15 protein-coding genes are annotated in these 18102 nt (G+C 70.1%); 6 read left to right on the top strand and 9 right to left on the bottom strand.

The annotated features are described in order from the left end of the window. Window positions 1-8 precede the first annotated feature (8 nt). From BMW67_RS08115 to BMW67_RS08090, 6 genes are all read right to left on the bottom strand, one after another. The gene (locus BMW67_RS08115; RefSeq protein WP_072747039.1) at window positions 9-1304 is read right to left on the bottom strand and encodes an amidohydrolase family protein; all 1296 of its coding nucleotides are present in this window, start codon (window positions 1302-1304) and stop codon (window positions 9-11) included. A 120-nt stretch (window positions 1305-1424) separates the two neighbouring features. Then, entirely contained in the window at window positions 1425-2627 is a 1203-nt protein-coding gene (locus BMW67_RS08110) for a calcium-binding protein (protein ID WP_083581240.1), read from the bottom strand. Window positions 2628-2735: 108 nt separating this feature from the next. After that, entirely contained in the window at window positions 2736-3371 is a 636-nt protein-coding gene (locus BMW67_RS08105; RefSeq protein ID WP_072747038.1) for a response regulator, read from the bottom strand. Next, window positions 3368-4777 carry a sensor histidine kinase gene (locus BMW67_RS08100; protein ID WP_245728491.1) on the bottom strand — a complete coding sequence of 470 codons (1410 nt, stop codon included), beginning with the start codon at window positions 4775-4777 and terminating at the stop codon, window positions 3368-3370. The genes BMW67_RS08105 and BMW67_RS08100 overlap by 4 nt, the downstream gene beginning before the upstream one ends. 58 nt (window positions 4778-4835) lie before the next feature. Next, window positions 4836-5234, bottom strand: coding sequence for a Cu(I)-responsive transcriptional regulator (cueR, locus tag BMW67_RS08095; protein ID WP_072747037.1), 399 nt, complete (start codon window positions 5232-5234; stop codon window positions 4836-4838). Then, a complete protein-coding gene (locus BMW67_RS08090) occupies window positions 5231-7657 on the bottom strand; it encodes a heavy metal translocating P-type ATPase (protein ID WP_072747036.1) in 2427 nt (808 codons plus the stop codon). The genes cueR and BMW67_RS08090 overlap by 4 nt, the downstream gene beginning before the upstream one ends. Window positions 7658-7790: 133 nt before the next feature. Between BMW67_RS08090 and BMW67_RS08085 the strand changes: the two genes are divergently transcribed. Continuing rightward, window positions 7791-8339, top strand: a complete 549-nt coding sequence (locus BMW67_RS08085; protein WP_072747035.1) for a GNAT family N-acetyltransferase — start codon at window positions 7791-7793, stop codon at window positions 8337-8339. Between the two features lie 97 nt (window positions 8340-8436). Further along, a complete protein-coding gene (locus BMW67_RS08080) occupies window positions 8437-10203 on the top strand; it encodes an ATP-binding protein (protein ID WP_072747034.1) in 1767 nt (588 codons plus the stop codon). A gap of 288 nt (window positions 10204-10491) precedes the next feature. On the opposite strand, the gene BMW67_RS08075 is transcribed toward BMW67_RS08080, so the two are convergent. Further along, window positions 10492-11502: a porin gene (locus tag BMW67_RS08075; RefSeq protein WP_072747033.1), complete on the bottom strand. Its 1011-nt coding sequence runs from the start codon at window positions 11500-11502 to the stop codon at window positions 10492-10494. Between the two features lie 254 nt (window positions 11503-11756). Between BMW67_RS08075 and BMW67_RS08070 the strand changes: the two genes are divergently transcribed. From BMW67_RS08070 to holA, 4 genes are all read left to right on the top strand, one after another. After that, on the top strand, window positions 11757-12278 hold the full coding sequence (locus BMW67_RS08070) for a DUF3576 domain-containing protein (protein WP_170258967.1): 522 nt from the start codon (window positions 11757-11759) through the stop codon (window positions 12276-12278). 81 nt (window positions 12279-12359) lie between these two features. After that, window positions 12360-14936: a leucine--tRNA ligase gene (leuS, locus tag BMW67_RS08065; protein WP_072747031.1), complete on the top strand. Its 2577-nt coding sequence runs from the start codon at window positions 12360-12362 to the stop codon at window positions 14934-14936. After that, window positions 14923-15423, top strand: a complete 501-nt coding sequence (lptE, locus tag BMW67_RS08060; protein WP_072747030.1) for an LPS assembly lipoprotein LptE — start codon at window positions 14923-14925, stop codon at window positions 15421-15423. The genes leuS and lptE overlap by 14 nt, the downstream gene beginning before the upstream one ends. Continuing rightward, window positions 15420-16436, top strand: coding sequence for a DNA polymerase III subunit delta (gene holA, locus BMW67_RS08055; protein ID WP_072747029.1), 1017 nt, complete (start codon window positions 15420-15422; stop codon window positions 16434-16436). The genes lptE and holA overlap by 4 nt, the downstream gene beginning before the upstream one ends. On the opposite strand, the gene BMW67_RS08050 is transcribed toward holA, so the two are convergent. Together BMW67_RS08050 and BMW67_RS08045 are read right to left on the bottom strand one after the other, a co-directional pair. Further along, window positions 16433-17290: a ParB/RepB/Spo0J family partition protein gene (locus BMW67_RS08050; RefSeq protein ID WP_072747028.1), complete on the bottom strand. Its 858-nt coding sequence runs from the start codon at window positions 17288-17290 to the stop codon at window positions 16433-16435. The genes holA and BMW67_RS08050 overlap by 4 nt on opposite strands. Window positions 17291-17308: 18 nt before the next feature. Then, a complete protein-coding gene (locus tag BMW67_RS08045) occupies window positions 17309-18100 on the bottom strand; it encodes a ParA family protein (RefSeq protein WP_072747027.1) in 792 nt (263 codons plus the stop codon). Window positions 18101-18102: the final 2 nt, after the last annotated feature.

Raw genomic sequence — 18102 nt, 5'->3', positions numbered from 1 at the left:
GTGGCGCGTCAGGCGATGGCGGCGCGGATGCGCGGCGCAAGCGCGCGCACCGCCTCGAGCGTCGGCGCGATGTCGATGCGGGTCAAGCGGCGGTCGCGCACGATCTGCTCGCCGGCGACGAACACGTGGCGCACATCCGCGCGGCCGGCCGAGTAGACAAGATGCGTGAGCGGGTCGAACATCGGCGCCGCATGCGGGCCCGAGACGTCGATCAGGATCATGTCGGCCTGCTTGCCCACCTCGATCGTGCCGATGCGGTCGCCCAGCCCCATCGCCTCGGCGCCCGCCTGGGTGGCCATGCGCAGCGCCTCATGCGTCGAGACCGCGTCGGCGCGGCCGGTGGCGGCCTTGTGGATGGTGGCGGCCAGGCGCATCGCCAGCCACATGTCCAGATCGTTGCCCGAGATGGCGCCGTCGGTCCCCAGCGTCACGCGCACGCCGGCGGCCAGCATGTCGGGGATGCGGGCGAAGCCGCTGGCCAGCTTGAGATTCGACAGCGGGTTGTGCGCCACCGCCGCGCCGGTTTGCGCCAGAATGGCGATCTCTTCGTCGTCGAGATGCACGCAATGGGCCAGCACCGCGCGCTCGTCCAGGGCGCCCAGCTCGTGCAGCAGCCGCACGGGCGTCGCGCCATGGCGGGTCAGCACGTCCTGCCGCTCGAAAGCGGTCTCGGAGGCGTGGATCGAGAAGATCGCGTCATGCTCGCGCGCCAGCTCGGCCGCAAGGCGCAGATTGTCCGGGCCGACGGTGTAGGCCCCGTGGGGAAACACGCCGGGGCGCATGAAGTCGCTCGGCGGGTGCCGGTCGAAGAAGGCGCGGGCGTCGTCCGGCCTGTCCGCGGCGGTCTTGCCGTCCATGCCCGACGGGTCGAAGAACAGCCCCCCGCACGAGACGCGCAGACCCACCTCGGCGGCGGCCTGAACGGTCTGCTCCGGGAACCAGAACATGTCGATGACCGAGGTCACGCCCCCGAGCGCCAGCTCGGCGAAGCCCAGGCGCGCGCCAAGCCGGCAGGTCTCGGGGTTCAGGATCGCGCCTTCGGCCTTCCAGACCGTTTGCAGCCAGGGCTCGAGGGGCAGGTTCTCGACCAGGCCGCGGAACAGGCTGTCGCCGGCGTGGCAATGGGTGTTGACCAGGCCGGGCGCCAGGATCATGCCCTGGCCGTCGATCACCTCCTGCGCGCGGTCGGGGGTCTTGCCCACCGCCTCGATGATCCCGCCCGAGACGGCGACGCCGCCCTCGATCACGGCGTCGGCGCCTGCGCCGGTCACGATGCGAACGTTGCGAATGAGGAGGTCGGTCATCTGCGGCTCCTGCGCAATGAGCTGGCTGTCGCCACATTGATAGAGCCGCGCGGCGCGGGTTTCCACGCCCAAGACGCGCGGACCCCGGCCCGCCGGCGAGGGCGGACCGGGGCGCAGAGGTCAGAAGATGAAGTCGCCGTCGTCGATCTGCGCCAGCGTCATGTGCTCCAGCGTGAGCGAATCGCCGCCGCCCAGGTCGATCACGACGCTGTCGCCCAACTGCGTCATGCTCGGCTCCAGATCCGCCGCGGCCGAGAAGTCGAAGGAAGAAAGGTCGATGCGGTCGACGCCGTCCTGGAAGTCGTGGATCTTGTCGGCGCCGTCGCCGGGAGCGAACACGAACACGTCCGCGCCGCCGCCGCCCCAGGCGCGATCGGCGCCCGCGCCGCCTTCGATGACGTCGTCGCCCGACCCGCCGCGCACGCGGTCGTCGCCAAGCCCGCCCGAAACCTGGTCGTCGCCGCCGCCGCCCTTGACCACGTCGTCGCCCTCGTCGCCGAACACGTCGTCTGCAGATCCGCCGCCGATCACGCGGTCATCGTCCGCGCCGCCATGGGCCGTGTCCGAACCCTTGCCGCCCTTGAGCCGGTCCATGCCCGCGCCGCCGTCAAGCACGTCGTCTCCGTCATCGCCGCGGATGTCGTCGTCGCCCTCGCCGCCGCTGGCCTGGTCCGCGCCGGCGCCGCCGCGCAGGTCGTCATTGCCAAGGCCGCCGTCAAGCATGTCGTCGCCCGCGCCGCCGCGCACGTCGTCGTCGCCGTCGCCGCCGCGCACGTCATCGTTCCCGTCGCCGCCGCGCAGGCGGTCGTCGTCGGCGCCGCCGTCAAGCAGGTCGTCCATGTCGCCGCCGCGCAGGTCGTCAAGGCCGACGCCGCCGAACAGGCGGTCGCACTCGGCGCCGCCGTCGATCATGTCGTCGCCCAGCCCACCCCTGACGCGATCGGCGCCGAGACCGCCGCGCAGATCGTCGTCGCCGTCGCGGCCGAAGATGTCGTCCGAGCCGCGCCCGCCGTCCACGATGTCGTCCGAGCCGCCGGCGTCGATGTGATCGTCGCCGTCGCGGCCGTTGATGTCATCGGGCGAGTCGTCTCCCGAGATGTCGTCGTCGCCGCTCAGATCGTCGATCAGCGAGGCGTCCGCGCCGTCGGCCAGAGTCTGAAGGCGCAGCACGTCGTCCTGCGTCGCGGCGCGGCGTTCGAGCACCGTGCCGTCGCCCGCCTTGCTGGTGAAGATCCCGCGCTCGATCTGCTCTTTCGAGCCGTCGGCATAGACGATCTCGATCTCGTCGTTGGAAATCTCGACCTTGATGACGTCGCCTGCCATGCTTTTCTCCTCCGTGTTCGTCGCGATGCCGGGTCATTCGACCCCTGCGTCCCAGGATCTGCGATTCGCCGCCCGTCCGACACGGACCTTGGTCCGGCGAATCGGCGCTCAGCCGTCTGGCCAGCGTTCGCGCGCCATCATGGCAGCCTCGACGCGATTGCGCGCATGGAGTTTCTGAAGAATTGAAGTCATGTAGTGCTTGACCGTCTTTTCCTGCAGGCCCAGGGCCTCGCCGACCTCGCGGTTGCTCAGACCCTGGGCGACCAGACGCAGGATGTCCTCCTCGCGGCGGGTCAGCGCATCGACGGGCGAGGGGCCGGCGGGCCGCGCCATCTCGCCCGAGATGCGGCGCGCGACGGCGGACGAGACCCAGCTGCGGCCGGCGCATATGTCCTTGACCGCTTCGATCAGCTCGGCGGCGCCGACGCCCTTGAGGATGTAGCCCGAGGCCCCGGCGCGCAGCGCGTCGAGGATGTCGTCGTCATCCTCGGACACGGTCAGCATCGCCGCCGCGGGCGGGTCGGGCAGCGCGCGCACGCGCCGCAGGGCGGCCAGCCCGCCGCCGGGCATGGAGACGTCCAGAAGGACCAGGTCCGGCGACAGGCTGCGGGCAAGCCGGACGGCGCCGTCGGCATCCTCGGCCTGTCCGACGACGGCCAGCTCGGGGTCCTCGGACAGCGCCTTGGCGACGCCTTCGCGGAACAGGGGGTGGTCGTCGGCCAGAACGATGCGGATCGCGCTCATCGGTCGTCTCCTGCGCAAAGGATCATCGCGACCTCGGTTCCGCCCTGGGGGCGAGGGCGGACGAAGAACTCGCCGCCCAGCGATTCGACGCGGTCGCGCAGCCCCGCCAGGCCAAGCCCCGTCGACGCGCGACCATGCGCGGCGGCTCCGGGCCCGGGGCCTGCGTCGAGAACGCGCAGGCGCAGCTCGGTCGGCGACTGGCGCAGCTCGACGCGCAGACCCTCGCTCCCCGCATGCCGGTGCGCGTTGTTCAGCGCCTCCTGCACGAAGCGGAAGATGCAGATCCGCGCCGCCGCGGACAGCGCCGGCGCCTCGTCGCCGGCGATGTCGATCCGCACCGCGTCGCGCGTGCGCATGCGGTGCGCCTCGACGGCGGCCTCGACGATCTCGGACGGGCTCAGGCGCTCGACCTCGGGGCGCGAAAGACCGCGCGAGACGGCGCGCAGCTCGCGGATCGATTCGCGCAGGGCGCTTTCGATGGCGTCGATGTCGGCGGCCGCGGCGGGCGCGGCGCGGCGCAGGGCGTCAAGGCGCAGCGCCGCGAAGGCCAGAAGCTGCGCCGGCCCGTCATGCAGATCGGCGCCGATGCGGCGCAGGGTCTGCTCGCCTGCGGCGGCCGAACGCGCCGCCGCCTCCTGCACGCGGCGGCGCAGGGCGCGATTGGTCTCGGACAGCGCGGCCAGCTCGTCAAGGCGCATGGTCAGCGCGGCGCGCTGGCGCTCGATGGTGCGGCTGCCGCGCGCGACGATGCCGAACAGCGCGGCGAAGATGGTCAGCATCGCGGCGCCGACCGCGATCCAGCTGTTGCGCCGTGCGGCGGCCAGGTCGGCGGCCAGCTTTTCGCTGCGTTCGTAGAACTCGGCCACGGCGATGATCCGGCCCGACCAGTCCTCGCGGATCGGCGAGTAGATCTCGAGCAACGGAATGTTCAGGGCCTTCTCGCCGGCGTCCTCGTCGTCGCGAAGTTCTTGCAGATCGGCCCGCACCTCGCCCTTCCATGCCTCGCGCAGGTTCTCGGTCGGCGCGAAGCGGCGGCCGATCAGCGCCGGGTCGCTGGCGTCGGCCACAAGGCCGCCGGGCTTCCAGATCTTGTAGGAGACGACCCGCGCGCCCAGCGGCGTTTCCTCGAAGATGCGGCGCAGGGCGCGGCGCGAGTCCTCGGACAGCCGGTCGCTGCGCGCCAGCTCCTGGCTGAGCGGCGAGATCACGCTTTCCATGTAGTGCGCGGTGGCGTTGGCCGAGTTGCGCAGCACCCCATGTTCGATGCGCTCCGAGACCCAGAAGCCCGCCACCAGCGTCGCCGCCGCCATCACGACCCCGCCGACCAGCGCGAACTGCGCCGCCAGCGTTCGCCGCCGGCCGCGCGGAATGCTCATGCGGATGCGCCGCGCCTTGTGCATCGTCATGCGCGCATCTGAGCAGGCTGGGCGGGCGCGGGCAACGGACCTTGGTCCGACGATGGCGTCAGCCGCGCTCGGCTTCGCCGGCCAGACCGTCGATGATCGGGCAATCGGGGCGGTCCTGCCCGTGGCATCGCGCCACCAGATCGGCCAGCGCGGCGCGCATCTGGCGAAGCTCGTCGATGCGGCGGTCGATCTCGGCCAGATGCGCGGCGGCGATGCGGCGCACCTCGGCGGCGCTGCGCCGCTGGTCCTCGTAAAGGTCGAGCAGGGCGCGGCATTCGTCGATGCCGAAGCCCAGCCGCCGCGCGCGCGCCAGAAACGCCAGGCGGCGGGCGTCGGCCTCGGAAAAGCTGCGGTAGCCCGCGGGCGTGCGGCTCGGACGGATCAGCCCGATCTCTTCGTAATAACGGATGGTCTTGGGCGGCAGCCCGCATTGCCGCGCAACTTGCGAGATGTTCATGCCGCGCCTCGGTCCATCGGGCGATCCGCCTCGGGCCGCCAGCGGCGCAAGGTCAGCGCGTTGGTGACGACCGAGACCGAGGACATCGCCATCGCCGCGCCGGCGATCGCCGGGTTCAGCAGCCCCGCCGCCGCGATCGGCAGGCACACGACGTTGTAAGCGAAGGCCCAGAACAGGTTCTGCCGGATCTTGCGCGCGGTGGCGGCCGCGACGTCGAGCGCATCGGCGACCAGCATCAGCCGCGGCCGCATGAGCGTGATCCCCGCCGCCTCGCGCGCCGCGTCCGCGCCCGAGCCCATGGCGATGCCCACATCCGCCGCGGCAAGGGCCGGCGCGTCGTTCACGCCGTCGCCGACCATGGCCACGCGTCGCCCGCCCTTGCGCAGATCGGCGACGGTCTGCGCCTTGTGCTCGGGGCGCACCTCGGCGGCGACGTCGTCGATGCCCAGCCTCCGGGCCACGCGGCGGGCGACGGCGGCGTTGTCGCCCGTCAGCAGCATGGTGCGCAGGCCGCGCGCGCGCAGCCGCGCGATGGTCGCCGGCGCGTCGGCCCGCAGCGCGTCCTCGAGCGCGGCGACGCCCAGGATTGCGCCGTCGTCGGCGATCCAGACCACCGTCGCGCCGGCCTCGGTCCAGGCGCGCGCCTGTTGCGCCAGCTCGGCGGGCGGCTCGGCCTCGACCAGCGCGCGCGTGCCGATGCGCACCGTCCGGCCGCCGACCCGCGCGATCACGCCGGCGCCGATGACGGCCTCGAACGAGTCCGGCTGTTCGGGCTCGAGCCCCCGTTCGCGCGCGGCGCGGGCCATCGCCTTGCCCAGCGGGTGCTCGGAGCCGAGCTGCGCCGAGGCGGCCAGCAGCAGCAGGGCGTTCTCGTCCAGGCCCTGCGCCGGCGCCAGGGCCGTCAGGCGCGGCGCGCCCTCGGTCAGCGTGCCGGTCTTGTCGAAAACGATGACGTCGAGCCGCGCCGCGCGCTCGAGCGTCTCGATGTCGCGGATCAGGATGCCCGCGCGCGCCGCCGCGCCCGTGCCCGCGACCAGCGCGGTCGGCGTGGCCAGGCCCAGCGCGCAGGGGCAGGCGATGACCAGAACCGACACGGCGGCGCGGAACGCGTGCTCGAACCCGACGCTAGCGGCCAGCCAGCCGCCGAAGGTCAGCGCCGCCAGCGCCATGACCACGGGCACGAAGACGGCGCTGACGCGATCGACCAGCCGCTGGACCGGGGCCTTGCCCGTCTGGGCGTGGGCGACCAGCTCGGCGATGCGGGCGAGCGTGGTGTCGCGGCCCACGCGCTCGGCGCGGATGCGGATCAGCCCCGGACCGTTGAGCGCGCCCGCCGGCGCGACGTCGCCGGGCCCGCGGCGCACGGGCATGGATTCGCCGGTGATGAGACTTTCGTCCAGCTCGGTCTCGCCGCGCAGGATCACGCCGTCGACGGGAATGCGCTCGCCCGGGCGCACGACGAGAACGTCGCCGACGCCGACCGCATCGACCGGGCGCTCGTGCTCCTTGCCGGCGATCAGGACATGGGCGGTTTCGGGCCGCAGCGACATCAGCTCGCGCAACGCGGCCGAAGCGGCGCGCTTGGCGCGGTTCTCGAGCGTCTTGCCCAGAAGGACGAGCGCGATGATGACGGCCGAGGCCTCGAAATAGAGATGCCCCGCCGCCCCCTCGCCCTGCGTCGCGACAAGCCAGAGGCTGTGCAGATAGGCCGCCCAGGAGCCGAGCGAGACCAGCACGTCCATGTTGCCGGCCCCGGCCCGGATCGCCCGCGCCGCCCCGACATGAAAGCGCCGCCCCGCCCAGAGCTGAACCGGCGTGGCAAGGGCCAGCTCGGCCCAGACGGGCATGCGCATGTCGAAGCCGAGCGCCATCAGGACCATCTGCCCCGCCAGCGGCGCCGCCAGCAGCAGCGCCAGCGCCAGGTCCTGCACGTCGCGCCGACGCGCGGCGGCGGCCTCGGCGGCGTCGTGGTCGCGCGCGCCCGCGGGCGCCGCATCGTAGCCCGCGGCCTTGACCGCCGCCATCAGCTCGGCCGGACCGGCCATGTGGGGCAGGTGACGGACGGTCGCGCTTTCGGTGGCAAGGTTGACCGCGGCGTCGATCACCCCCGGCGTGCGGCGCAGGGCCTTTTCCACCGTCGCCGCGCATCCGGCGCAGGTCATGCCCCGGATCGCCAGATCGGTTTGCGCCAGCCGCACGCCGAAGCCGGCCTTGCGGACGGCCTCGACCAGCGCCGCGGGGTCCGCCGCGCCGTCGATGTCGGCGCGCTCGAGCGCCAGGTTGACCTGCGCGTCCCGCACGCCCTCGACCTCGCGCAGGGCGCTCTCGACGCGGCGCGCGCATCCGGCGCATGTCATGCCGGTGATCTCGAGCGAAACCGCCGCCTCGCGGCGCCCTTGGATCTGGTCGTCCAGAGCATTCATGGCCGTTCCTCCTGCCGGGTTGGCGCGAAGATAGGCCTTCCAGCGACTGGAAGGTCAAGGTCCTGCTCGACGCGGCTCACGACGCCAGCTAGGGTTGCACGAGTTGCAGATTGAATTATCGAGGCGAGATTTCGTGCCCATTGCGCCCCAGATCATCGTCGCGGCGGACGGCCGCCGCTTCCGGCTGCGGCCCATCCGCCCGTCGGACGCTCCGGCGCTGATGGAGGGTTACGAGACCCTGCCCGACCGCCAGAAATGGTTCCGCATGCTGCATGCCGTGCCGCATCTGACGCCCGAGCTGGCCAGGCGGCTGTGCACCATCGACCCGGCCCGCGACGTCTGCCTGGTGCTCGAACCCGAGCAGGGCGGCCCCATCGTCGCGGGCGCGCGGCTGATGGGCGACGGCGCGGGCGCAGCCGAATTCGCCGTTTCGGTGCGCGGCGACCATCAGGGGCTGGGACTGGGCCGGGCGGCGTTGCGCGCGGCGCTCGAAGCCGGACGGCGCATGGGCCTGCGCCGCATCTGGGGCGAGATCGCCGCGCAGAACGGACCCATGCTTGGCCTGGCGCGTTCGCTGGGCTTTTCCCTGCGCCCCGACCCGGACGAGCCGGGCCTGGTCCTGGCCGAGTTGCGGCCGCCCGAACAGAAGGATGCGCGTGACGAGAAGGCCGCCAGCGCATAACGTGCTGCGCTGCGAGGAGTTTTCGCTCCATACACGAAATCGAAAGCTCGCCCGGCGAAGCTGGCCCCGGCGCCAGGCCAGATTTCTGGATGATCACATGTTGGACTTCGACGAACAGAACGCCGACATCCGCGTGCTCGAGGAATTGCACGAGAACGCGGCGGCGCGCTTCCTGGCGACCACGATCGTGGGTCTCGTCGTATTCAAGGTCGCCGGACCGATCGTCCTCCTGGCCTGGTCGCTGGGCGTCATCATCAACGAAGCGATCGAGATACTCGTCTACCAGCGCGCCTGCGTAAGGCGCGAGCCGCCCGAGCGCTGGCGGCACATGATGGAGGCCAACTTCCTCTGGGGCGGCCTGGCATTCGGCGCGGCCAGCGTCATCATATGGCTCAACGGCGGGGTGTACGATCAGATCTACGCCTTCATCCTGCTGATCGGCAGCCTTCTGCACACGATCATCTTCTTCTCGCACTCGCGTCGCCTGTTGCTGATGATGGGCGCCGCGCCGGCGCTTTATCTGGCCGCCATGCCGGCGATCATCGTCTATCGCGACTGGGAGCGGATGAGCCTGTTCGATGCGGCGCCCATGGTTCTGGGCGTGACGATGTTCCTGTTCTACTTCATCGTCGCCTCGCTCGAGAACAGCCGATCCGTGACGCGCCTTTACGCCGCGCTGCGCGAGGCGAAGACAGCCCGCCGCCAGGCCGAGGAGGCGAACCGCACCAAGTCGCTGTTCCTTGCCAACACCAGCCACGAAATCAGAACGCCCCTCAACGGCGTCCTCGGCATGGCGCAGGCGCTGGCGCGCACCGAGCTTTCGGCGTTGCAGCGCGAACAGGTCGAGGCGATCATCGCATCCGCCTCGGCCTTGAACACCATCCTGAACGACATTCTCGACGTGTCCAAGATCGAGGCCGGCAGGATGGAGCTCTCGCCCACGCCGACCGACGTTCGCGACATGCTGACCAAGACGGCGATCGTCTGGAAAGCGCTGGCCAACCAGAAGGGGCTTGCCTTCGAGCTCGTCATCTCGCCAGATCTGCCGCCGCGCCTTCTGGTCGATGCGAACCGCCTGCGCCAATGCGTCGGCAATCTGGTGTCGAACGCCCTCAAGTTCACAAGCGAAGGAGGCGTGGCGGTTCATGTGACCTCGACGCCCGCCGAAGACGGTCGTCACGAGTTGCGCATCGTCGTCGACGACACGGGCATCGGCGTCAACCCCGAGCAGATCGGCGCCATTTTCCAGCCATTCGTTCAGGCCGACGCCTCGATTGGCCGGCGGTTCGGCGGAACGGGCCTAGGGCTGGCCGTGACGCGCGAAATCGCGCGCATGATGGATGGCGACGTCTCGGCGGCGCCGCGGCCGGGCGGCGGCTCGCGCTTCACCCTGACGTTGAAAGCGGCCGCGGTCGAGCCCGAAGCGGATGCGCCCGCCGCGGCGCGGGCCGCGCTGCCCCGCGCGATGCGAATCCTGGTCGTGGACGACACGCCGACCAACCGGCTTCTGGCGCGCATGCTGCTCAACGGCGACAAGCGCGTGATCGACGAGGCGACCAACGGGCGCGAGGCGCTCGATGCGCTGGCGAAGGGGCCCTATGACCTGGTGCTGCTGGACATCCACATGCCGGAGATGGACGGCATCGAAACCATCCGCCGCCTGCGCGCGTCGCCGCCGCCGCTGCGGGACGTGCCGGTCATCGCCCTGACCGCCGATCCGGCCGAACGCGAAACCTATCTGCGCCTCGGGATGAACGGCCATGTGGCCAAGCCGGTGGATCGAACCGCGCTGATCGCCGAGATCGCCCGCGTGACGCAGGGCGGCGCAGGGCACGCGCCGCAAGCGGGACTGGGCGCGGCCTGACGCGTCCGACAGGCCCGGGGCAAGCCGACATCACGACGACCACAAACCGAAAAGCTGCGGACCCAACCGGGCCGCTGCAACCGAAGCCGGCCGGACGCCGACTCGCCCGATGGGTTTTCCGATGCGCCCGCTGCGGATGACGCGCCCCGTGCGCGGCGGGTGCGGCCCGGGCGTTCCACAGGCGGTGCGGGGCGCCATGGCCCGGTCGACTGATCGCAGCGGTTCGAGAAACGAGAAAGGGGCGGTCCTTGCGGACCGCCCCCGGATCGAAAGCCGATCGGCTCTGGATCAGAAGCCGAGGCTCATGACGGCCATGCCGGCGGTGCCGTCGGAGTTCGCGCCGTCCGAGTTCTGGTGCTCGACGCCAAGACCCACCGACACGCCCGGCGCGAGAGCGTAGGTCACCCAGCCGGCGAACTTGTCGACCTCGTAGCCGCCAGCCAGATCCTGCTCGATGCGGGCATACTGCAGGCCGAAGCCCCAGGGGCCGGTCTTGTAGCCGATGTTGCCGACGTAGTCGTCGGTGTCGCCGGCGACCAGGGCCTGCTTGTAGTGGCCGCCCAGGACGAAGCCCATGTAGCCGATCTGAGCGCCGGCCATGAACGCATCCTCGGACGAACCGCCGTTGCCGCCCAGCTCGTCGACATAGTCCCAGCCGCCCGACAGACGGATCTCGACGCCGTTGAACTCACCCTGGTAGTTCAGACCGATCGAGATCTGGTTGTTGTTGGCGGCGGCGTTGTTGTCGGTGACCAGCGAGTTGCTGTCGCCCGAGCCGTCCGACGAGCCGTTCGGCTGCCACGAGATCTCGGCCTGGAAGCCGTTGAAGTTCGGGGTGTTGTAGTACACGCCGATGTCGTCGCCGAAGCGGTTGTTCGACACGAACGCGGCCGGACCGCCCGACTCGCCGAAGGCGTCATAGGCGCCGATATGCGCGCCCATGAAGTAGATAACGCCGGTGGCCAGGTTGTACGACGCGTGGTCGTCGGCGCCGATCTTGATCGAACCGAACGAGCCGGACACGCGGGCCCAGTTCTCGTCGATGATGTCGCCGCCCTGCGACCAGGCCTCGAGCTCGACCTTGCCGTCGAAGGTCAGGCCGTTGTCGGACGAGCCCTTGACCTTGAAGTGGATTTCGCCGTCGCGCAGGACGCCGATGCTGCTGTCCTGGCCGTCGATGTCGTTGGCGCCGACGCCGACGAACATGTAGCCGCCGACGGAGGCCTTGAGCGGCTCGGCCGCCTGGGCGACGGAGGCCACGGCGACCAGGGCCGTGGACATGATGAGAAGGTTCTTCATGGTGTCCCTCGCGGTTGATGCGATGTCTTGACCCTTCCGCGGGTTATCCCCGGAAGGCCACGCAGACTTTCGTCAAAAGGCGGCTTCAACGTCAAGCGACATGCGTCGCGGCGCTCAATCCGCGGACGGGTTGTGACGTGCGCGCAACAATTGCGGCGGCGCCGGGGGCGCGCGCAGGCTTTACACCGGGCGCGGCGCCCAGCTAAATGCGGCCAGGGACGCGCCGCCGCGCGGCGCAAGCGAGGAGGCCTCGAGTGAACAAGATCCTGCCGATCGCCGGCGCGCTTGCCGCGTCTCTTGCTCTTGGCGCCTGCGGCGGGGGCACGCCGCCCAAGGAGCAATACGACCCGACCCTTGCGGACATGACCCGCGACCGGCGGGCCTCGACCATCGGGGACCTGCTGCGCGCGAACCGCGTCGAGACCGAGGGCGGCGGCGCGGGCATCGCCATCAACCGCCATCTGTGGCGCGCGTCGCTCGACACGCTGGCCTTCCTGCCGCTGAGCTCGACGGACCCGTTCTCGGGGGTGATCGCGACCGACTGGGGAGTGAATCCCGATGCGCCGGACGAGCGCTTCAAGGTCACGGTTCTGGTGTCGAGCCCCAAGCTGGAGGCCAGTTCGCTGAAGGTGGCGGTCTATCGGCAGGTGCGCGGCGAGGGCGGCGAGTGGCTGCCCGCCCCGGTCAGCCCCGAGACGGCGCGCAAGCTTGAGGACGCCATCCTGGCGCGGGCGCGTCAGATCAAGGTCGCCGAGCTGGCCAAGCAGAAGGGCTGAGCCGGGCGCCATGCCGGATTGAAAAGCCCGCCGCCCGCCCGTAAGACAGGGCGTCCGCAGGGCAGCAATCCGAGGGAAGACATGGCGCGCTACAACCACCGGGAAGTCGAGCCGAAATGGCGCAAGGCGTGGGAAGACGGCGGCTGCTTCCGCGCGCAAGCCGATCCCGCGCGCCCCAAATGCTACGTTCTGGAAATGTTCCCCTATCCGTCGGGGCGCATTCACATGGGGCATGTGCGCAACTACGCGATGGGCGACGTCGTGGCGCGCTACAAGAAAGCGTGCGGATTCAACGTCTTGCACCCCATGGGGTGGGATGCGTTCGGCATGCCCGCCGAGAACGCCGCCATGGAGCGCGGCGTGCATCCGGGCAAATGGACCTATGACAACATCGCCGCCATGAAGGCGCAGATGTTGCCGCTTGGCCTGTCGCTGGACTGGTCGCGCGAATTCGCCACCTGCGATCCCGAATACTACGCGCAGCAGCAGGCGCTGTTCCTGGACATGCTCGAAGCGGGGCTGGTCTATCGCAAGTCCTCGATGGTCAACTGGGATCCCGTGGACATGACCGTTCTGGCCAACGAGCAGGTCGAGAACGGGCGCGGCTGGCGCTCGGGCGCGCTGGTCGAGCGGCGCGAGCTGACGCAGTGGTTCTTCCGCATCACCGACTTCGCCGAGGAGCTGCTCGCAGGCATCGACCGGCTGGAAAAATGGCCCGAGAAGGTGCGGCTGATGCAGCGCAACTGGATCGGACGCTCGGAGGGGCTGGAGTTCCGCTTCGAGACGATCGGCGCGCCCGAAGGCCATGAGGAGCTGACCGTCTACACCACGCGCCCCGACACGCTGTTCGGCGCCAGCTTCTGCGCCGTGGCCGCGGACCATCCGCTGGCCAAGGCGCTGGCGCGCGAGAATGCCGAGCTTGCGGCCTTCGCCGAGGAATGCCGGCGGATCGGCACTTCGGAAGAGGCGCTGGAAAAGGCCGAGAAGAAGGGCTTCGACACCGGCGTTCGCGTGCGCCATCCCTTCGACCGCGACTGGCAGCTCCCGGTCTACGTCGCGAACTTCATCCTCATGGATTACGGGACCGGCGCCATCTTCGGCTGCCCTGCGCACGACCAGCGCGACCTCGATTTCGCGCGCAAATACGGCCTGCCGGTGACGCCGGTGGTGTGCCCCGAAGGCCAGGACCCGGCCAGCTTCGTCATCGAGGACGAGGCCTACACCGGCCCCGGGCGCATCGTGAACTCGCGCTTTCTGGACGGCATGAGCGTCGACGAGGCCAAGGCCGAGGTCGCCCGCCGCATCGAGCAAGCCGGCAAGGGCGAGCGCAAGGTGAACTATCGCCTGCGCGACTGGGGCATCAGCCGCCAGCGCTACTGGGGCTGCCCGATCCCGGTGCTCCACTGCCCCGAATGCGGCGTGGTGCCCGAGAAGAAGGAAAACCTGCCCGTTCGCCTGCCCGAGGATGTGACATTCGACAAGCCGGGCAACCCGCTCGACCGCCATCCGACCTGGCGCGACGCGCCCTGCCCGCGCTGCGGCGGCCCCGCCAAGCGCGAGACCGACACGATGGACACCTTCGTGGACAGCTCGTGGTATTACGCGCGCTTCACCGCGCCGAGGGCCAAGACGCCGACCGATCCCGAAGCGGTCGATTACTGGATGAACGTCGATCAGTATATCGGCGGCGTCGAGCATGCGATCCTGCACCTGCTCTATTCGCGGTTCTTCGCGCGGGCGATGCACAAGACGGGCCACCTGCCCGAGAAATGCGTCGAACCCTTCGAAGCGCTGTTCACCCAGGGCATGGTCTGTCACGAGACCTACCGCGCGCAGGACGGGCGCTGGCTGAGCCCGGACGAGGTGCGCATCGTGGACGGGCGCCATGTCGAGGCGGCCACCGGCGCGCCGGTCGAGGTCGGTCCCTCGATCAAGATGTCCAAATCCAAGAAGAACGTGGTCGATCCGACCGACATCATCGACCAGTACGGCGCCGACACGGCCCGTTGGTTCATCCTGTCGGACAGCCCGCCGGACCGTGACGTCGAATGGACGGCGGCCGGCGCCGAAGCGGCCTGGCGCTTTCTGCAGCGGGTCTGGCGTCTGACCGAGGACGCCTTGCCTTCGCTGCCCGCCAGGGGCGCCGAGCCGCCGGCCGATCCGTGCGAGGCCGCCATGGCGCTGCGCCGCGCCACGCATCGGACCATCGCCGGCGTGACGGCCGACATCGAGGGCTTCGCCTTCAACAAGGCGATCGCCCGCATCTACGAGTTCGTCAACGCGATCTCGAAGGCGCCGGCCGAGGGCGAGGGCATGGGGCACGCCAGGCGCGAGGCCCTGTCCGCCCTGGCCCAGCTCATGGCCCCGATGGCGCCGCACATCGCCGAGGAAATCTGGTCGGCCCTGGGCGAGACGACGCTGGTCGCGCAAACCCCCTGGCCCAAGGCCGATCCCGCCTTGCTGGTCGAGGACACGACCCCGATCGCGGTTCAGGTCAACGGCAAGCGGCGCGCCGAGATACGCGTCCCGCGCGAGGCCTCGCGCGAAGAGATCGAGCAGATGGCGCTGGCCGACGACAACGTGCGCCGCTTTCTGGACGGCAAGACGCCGCGCAAGGTGATCGTCGTGCCCGGACGCATCGTCAATGTCGTGCTCTGAGCGCCGCCGCCTCTGCGCCGCGCTGCTGGCCGCGGCGACGCTGGGCGCGTGCGGCTTCGCGCCGATGAACCGCGCTGGTTCCGGCCCGGCGCTCGCTCTTGGCGCAATTGCGCTCGACGTGCCGACCGACCGGCTCGGCTTCGCCCTGCGCGAGGCGGTCGAGCGTCGGCTCGGGCGCGCCGGACCGGACGCGCCCCTGCGCCTGACGGCCGAACTTTCCTTCTCTTCGTCCGGCCTGGCGATCACCGACGACAACTCGATCACGCGCTATGTTCTGCGGGGACGCAGCCGCTACATTCTGACGGGCGGAGAAGACTTTGCGCCCGTCTCCGGCTTCGTCGAGGCCGTGACGGCGTATTCCGCCACCGGCTCGCTCTTTGCGACGCGCGCCGCCGAACGCGATGCGCAGGAGCGCCTGGCGCGCGAGCTGGGCGAGCGGATCGCGGATCGCGTCCTGGCCGAGCTGAGCCGCCGCGCGCAAACATGAAGCTGACCGGCCGCGAGGCGAAGCGTCATGTCGAGCGCCCGATCGAGGGCGTCGCCGGCACGCTGCTTTTCGGCCCGGATCCTGCCGAGACCGCGGTGCGGCGCGAGCGCCTTGCGCGCGCGCTGGCGGGCGAGGACGGAGAGCTCGTTCGGCTTGCGGGCCCGGCGGTCCAGCGCGACCCGGCGGCGCTGAGCGATGCCTTGCGCTCACGGGGCTTCTTCAGCGCAAGAACCGTCGTCGTGATCGAAGGCGCCGGCGATGGCGTCGGGAAGGCGGTCGAGGCGGCGCTTGAAGACCTGCGGGGCGGCGATGCGGCGCTGGTGGTTTCCGCCGGAGATCTGAAGCCGAAGGGCGCCTTGCGCAAGCTGTTCGAAGCGCACGCGCAGCTGGCGGCGGTGGGGGTGTATTCCGAGCCTCCCGACCGGGAAGAGATCGCCGCCATGCTCAAGGCGGCGCGCATCGCCAGCTGGTCGCCGGAAGCCATGGACGCCCTTGCGGCGCTTGCCGAGGGGATGGAGGCGGAAGAATTCCGCGCGTTGATCGAGAAGCTGGCGCTGTATCTGGGCGAGGGCGAGGGAGCGCTTCGGGCCGAGGACGTCGCCGCCTGCGCGCCCGCGCAGCTGGAGGCCGAGCTTGACGAGCTGGTCGCGGCGGTGGCGAAGGGCGAAGTCGAGCGCCTTCCGATCATTCTCAGACGGCTGGCGGCCCAGGGCGCCGCGCCGACGGGCCTGCTCATCGCGACGTCGCGGCATTTTCGCCAGGCCTTCGAGATCGCATCGGCGCCCGATGGCCCAGAAGCGGCGGCGGGACGCGCGCGGCCGCCCCTGTTCGGTCCGAGGCGTTCGCTGATGGTCGCGCATGTGCGCAGGCTGGGGCGCGAGGGGATCGAAAACGCGCTGCGCGCATTGCTCGAAGCGGATCTGGCGCTTCGCTCTCCGAACCCGCCGCCGGCGCAAGCGCTGGTCGAGCGCACGCTCATGCGCCTTGCGATGCAGGCGCGGCAGCGCCGTTAACGGCTCAGAAGCTGACAGATGCCGTCCAGCTCTTCGAGACTGGCATAACGCAGGCGCACCTCGCCGCCTTTCTCTCCCTTGTGCTCGATCTTGACGGGAAGGCCGATGCTGGCGCTGAGGTCGGCCTCGAGCGCGAGCGTGTCAGGGTCCTTGACGACGCGCGGCTTCGGCGCGGCCGTCGCCTTGGTCTTCTGGTCCTTGACGAGCCTTTCCGTTTCGCGAACCGAAAGGCCCTGAGCGATGACGCGCTCGGCGAGAGCGGCGGGATCCTCCGCCGTGATCAGCGCGCGCGCATGTCCGGCGCTGAGCCGACCGGCGGCCAGGTGGTCGAGCACGCTTTGGGGAAGCGTCAACAGGCGCAAGGCGTTGGCGATGTAGCTGCGGCTCTTGCCCATCGCTTCGGCCAGTTTTTCCTGGGTGTGGCCGAACTGCTCGATCAGCTGCGCGAAGCCGCGCGCCTCTTCGACCGGATTCAGGTCTGTTCTTTGAATGTTCTCGATGATCGCAAACTCGAGAACCTGCGCATCATCGAGGTCGCGGATGACGACGGGAACCTCGTGCAGTTGCGCCTTCTGCGCCGCGCGCCAACGCCGCTCTCCGGCGACGATCTGGTATCGCCCCTGCTTGCCGGGATCCGGACGCACGATCAGCGGCTGTATGACACCGCGCTCTCGGATCGAGGCGGCAAGTTCGTCGAGCAGATCGGGGTCGAAGTGGCGTCGAGGCTGCGCCGGATTCGGGACGATGACGTCGATCGGCAACGTGGACTCGCGCTGCGTCGTCTCGGCTTCGTCATCGGCCAGGAGCTCGGCTAGGCCACGTCCCAAGGCCTTGTTGTGCGGTTGCTTGGCCATTGCGAAACCCTTTCGTTCTCAGGCGGCGGCGAGGGCCTGGCGCTCGATGAATTCGCGCGCCAGGGCGCGGTAGGCGAGACTTCCGCGCGATGCGCTATCGTAGACCGTGATGGGCGCAGCATAGGAAGGCGCTTCGGACAGACGAACGTTTCGCGGAATGACGGTCCGGTAGACCAGATCGCCAAGGTTGCGCCGCACATCCTCGGCGACCATCTGCGACAGGTTGTTGCGTCGGTCGAACATGGTGAGGATGACGCCTTCGATCTTCAGATCGGGATTCAGGCTTCGCCGAACCTGCTTGACGGTCTTGAGGAGTTGCGACAGCCCCTCCATGGCGAAAAACTCGCATTGGAGCGGCACCAGAACCGCGTCGGCCGCGCCCATGGCGTTGATCGTCAGAAGATTGAGCGATGGCGGGCAGTCGATGACGACATGGTCGTAGTCGCGCGCGATTTCGGCCGCGGCCAGGGCATCGCGCAACCGACGATTGCGGCGCTTGTCGCTCACCATCGCCACATCGGCCGAGCTGAGATCTACCGTCGCCGGCACGATGTCCAGGCGCTCGAGATCCGTGCGTTGGATCGCGTCGCGCAGCGGGTCGTCCGCGATGAGGACATCGTAGGCGGTCTTCACGCGCCGGTCCGCGTCTATGCCCAGGCCGGTGCTGGCGTTCCCTTGCGGATCAAGGTCGATGAGGAGCACCTTCCGCCCCGTCTCGACCAACGCCGCCGCCAGGTTGATCGCGGTCGTGGTCTTTCCGACCCCGCCTTTCTGATTGGCAATGGCCAGAATCCTGCGGGCGTCGCTCATCA

It is taken from the genome of Oceanicella actignis (assembly GCF_900111545.1).
Taxonomy (GTDB): domain Bacteria; phylum Pseudomonadota; class Alphaproteobacteria; order Rhodobacterales; family Rhodobacteraceae; genus Oceanicella; species Oceanicella actignis.
This window is presented reverse-complemented; position numbering and strand designations above follow the sequence as displayed.

Bases quoted from the DNA above. Each gene is read 5' to 3' on its own strand.
- leuS (WP_072747031.1), top strand. From the start codon at position 12,360: ATGGCGCGCTACAACCACCGGGAAGTCGAGCCGAAATGGCGCAAGGCG.
- BMW67_RS08050 (WP_072747028.1), bottom strand. From the start codon at position 17,290: ATGGCCAAGCAACCGCACAACAAGGCCTTGGGACGTGGCCTAGCCGAG.
- BMW67_RS08100 (WP_245728491.1), bottom strand. From the start codon at position 4,777: ATGACGATGCACAAGGCGCGGCGCATCCGCATGAGCATTCCGCGCGGC.
- BMW67_RS08105 (WP_072747038.1), bottom strand. From the start codon at position 3,371: ATGAGCGCGATCCGCATCGTTCTGGCCGACGACCACCCCCTGTTCCGC.
- BMW67_RS08080 (WP_072747034.1), top strand. From the start codon at position 8,437: ATGTTGGACTTCGACGAACAGAACGCCGACATCCGCGTGCTCGAGGAA.
- holA (WP_072747029.1), top strand. From the start codon at position 15,420: ATGAAGCTGACCGGCCGCGAGGCGAAGCGTCATGTCGAGCGCCCGATC.
- BMW67_RS08045 (WP_072747027.1), bottom strand. From the start codon at position 18,100: ATGAGCGACGCCCGCAGGATTCTGGCCATTGCCAATCAGAAAGGCGGG.
- BMW67_RS08110 (WP_083581240.1), bottom strand. From the start codon at position 2,627: ATGGCAGGCGACGTCATCAAGGTCGAGATTTCCAACGACGAGATCGAG.
- lptE (WP_072747030.1), top strand. From the start codon at position 14,923: ATGTCGTGCTCTGAGCGCCGCCGCCTCTGCGCCGCGCTGCTGGCCGCG.
- BMW67_RS08075 (WP_072747033.1), bottom strand. From the start codon at position 11,502: ATGAAGAACCTTCTCATCATGTCCACGGCCCTGGTCGCCGTGGCCTCC.
- BMW67_RS08115 (WP_072747039.1), bottom strand. From the start codon at position 1,304: ATGACCGACCTCCTCATTCGCAACGTTCGCATCGTGACCGGCGCAGGC.
- BMW67_RS08090 (WP_072747036.1), bottom strand. From the start codon at position 7,657: ATGAATGCTCTGGACGACCAGATCCAAGGGCGCCGCGAGGCGGCGGTT.
- cueR (WP_072747037.1), bottom strand. From the start codon at position 5,234: ATGAACATCTCGCAAGTTGCGCGGCAATGCGGGCTGCCGCCCAAGACC.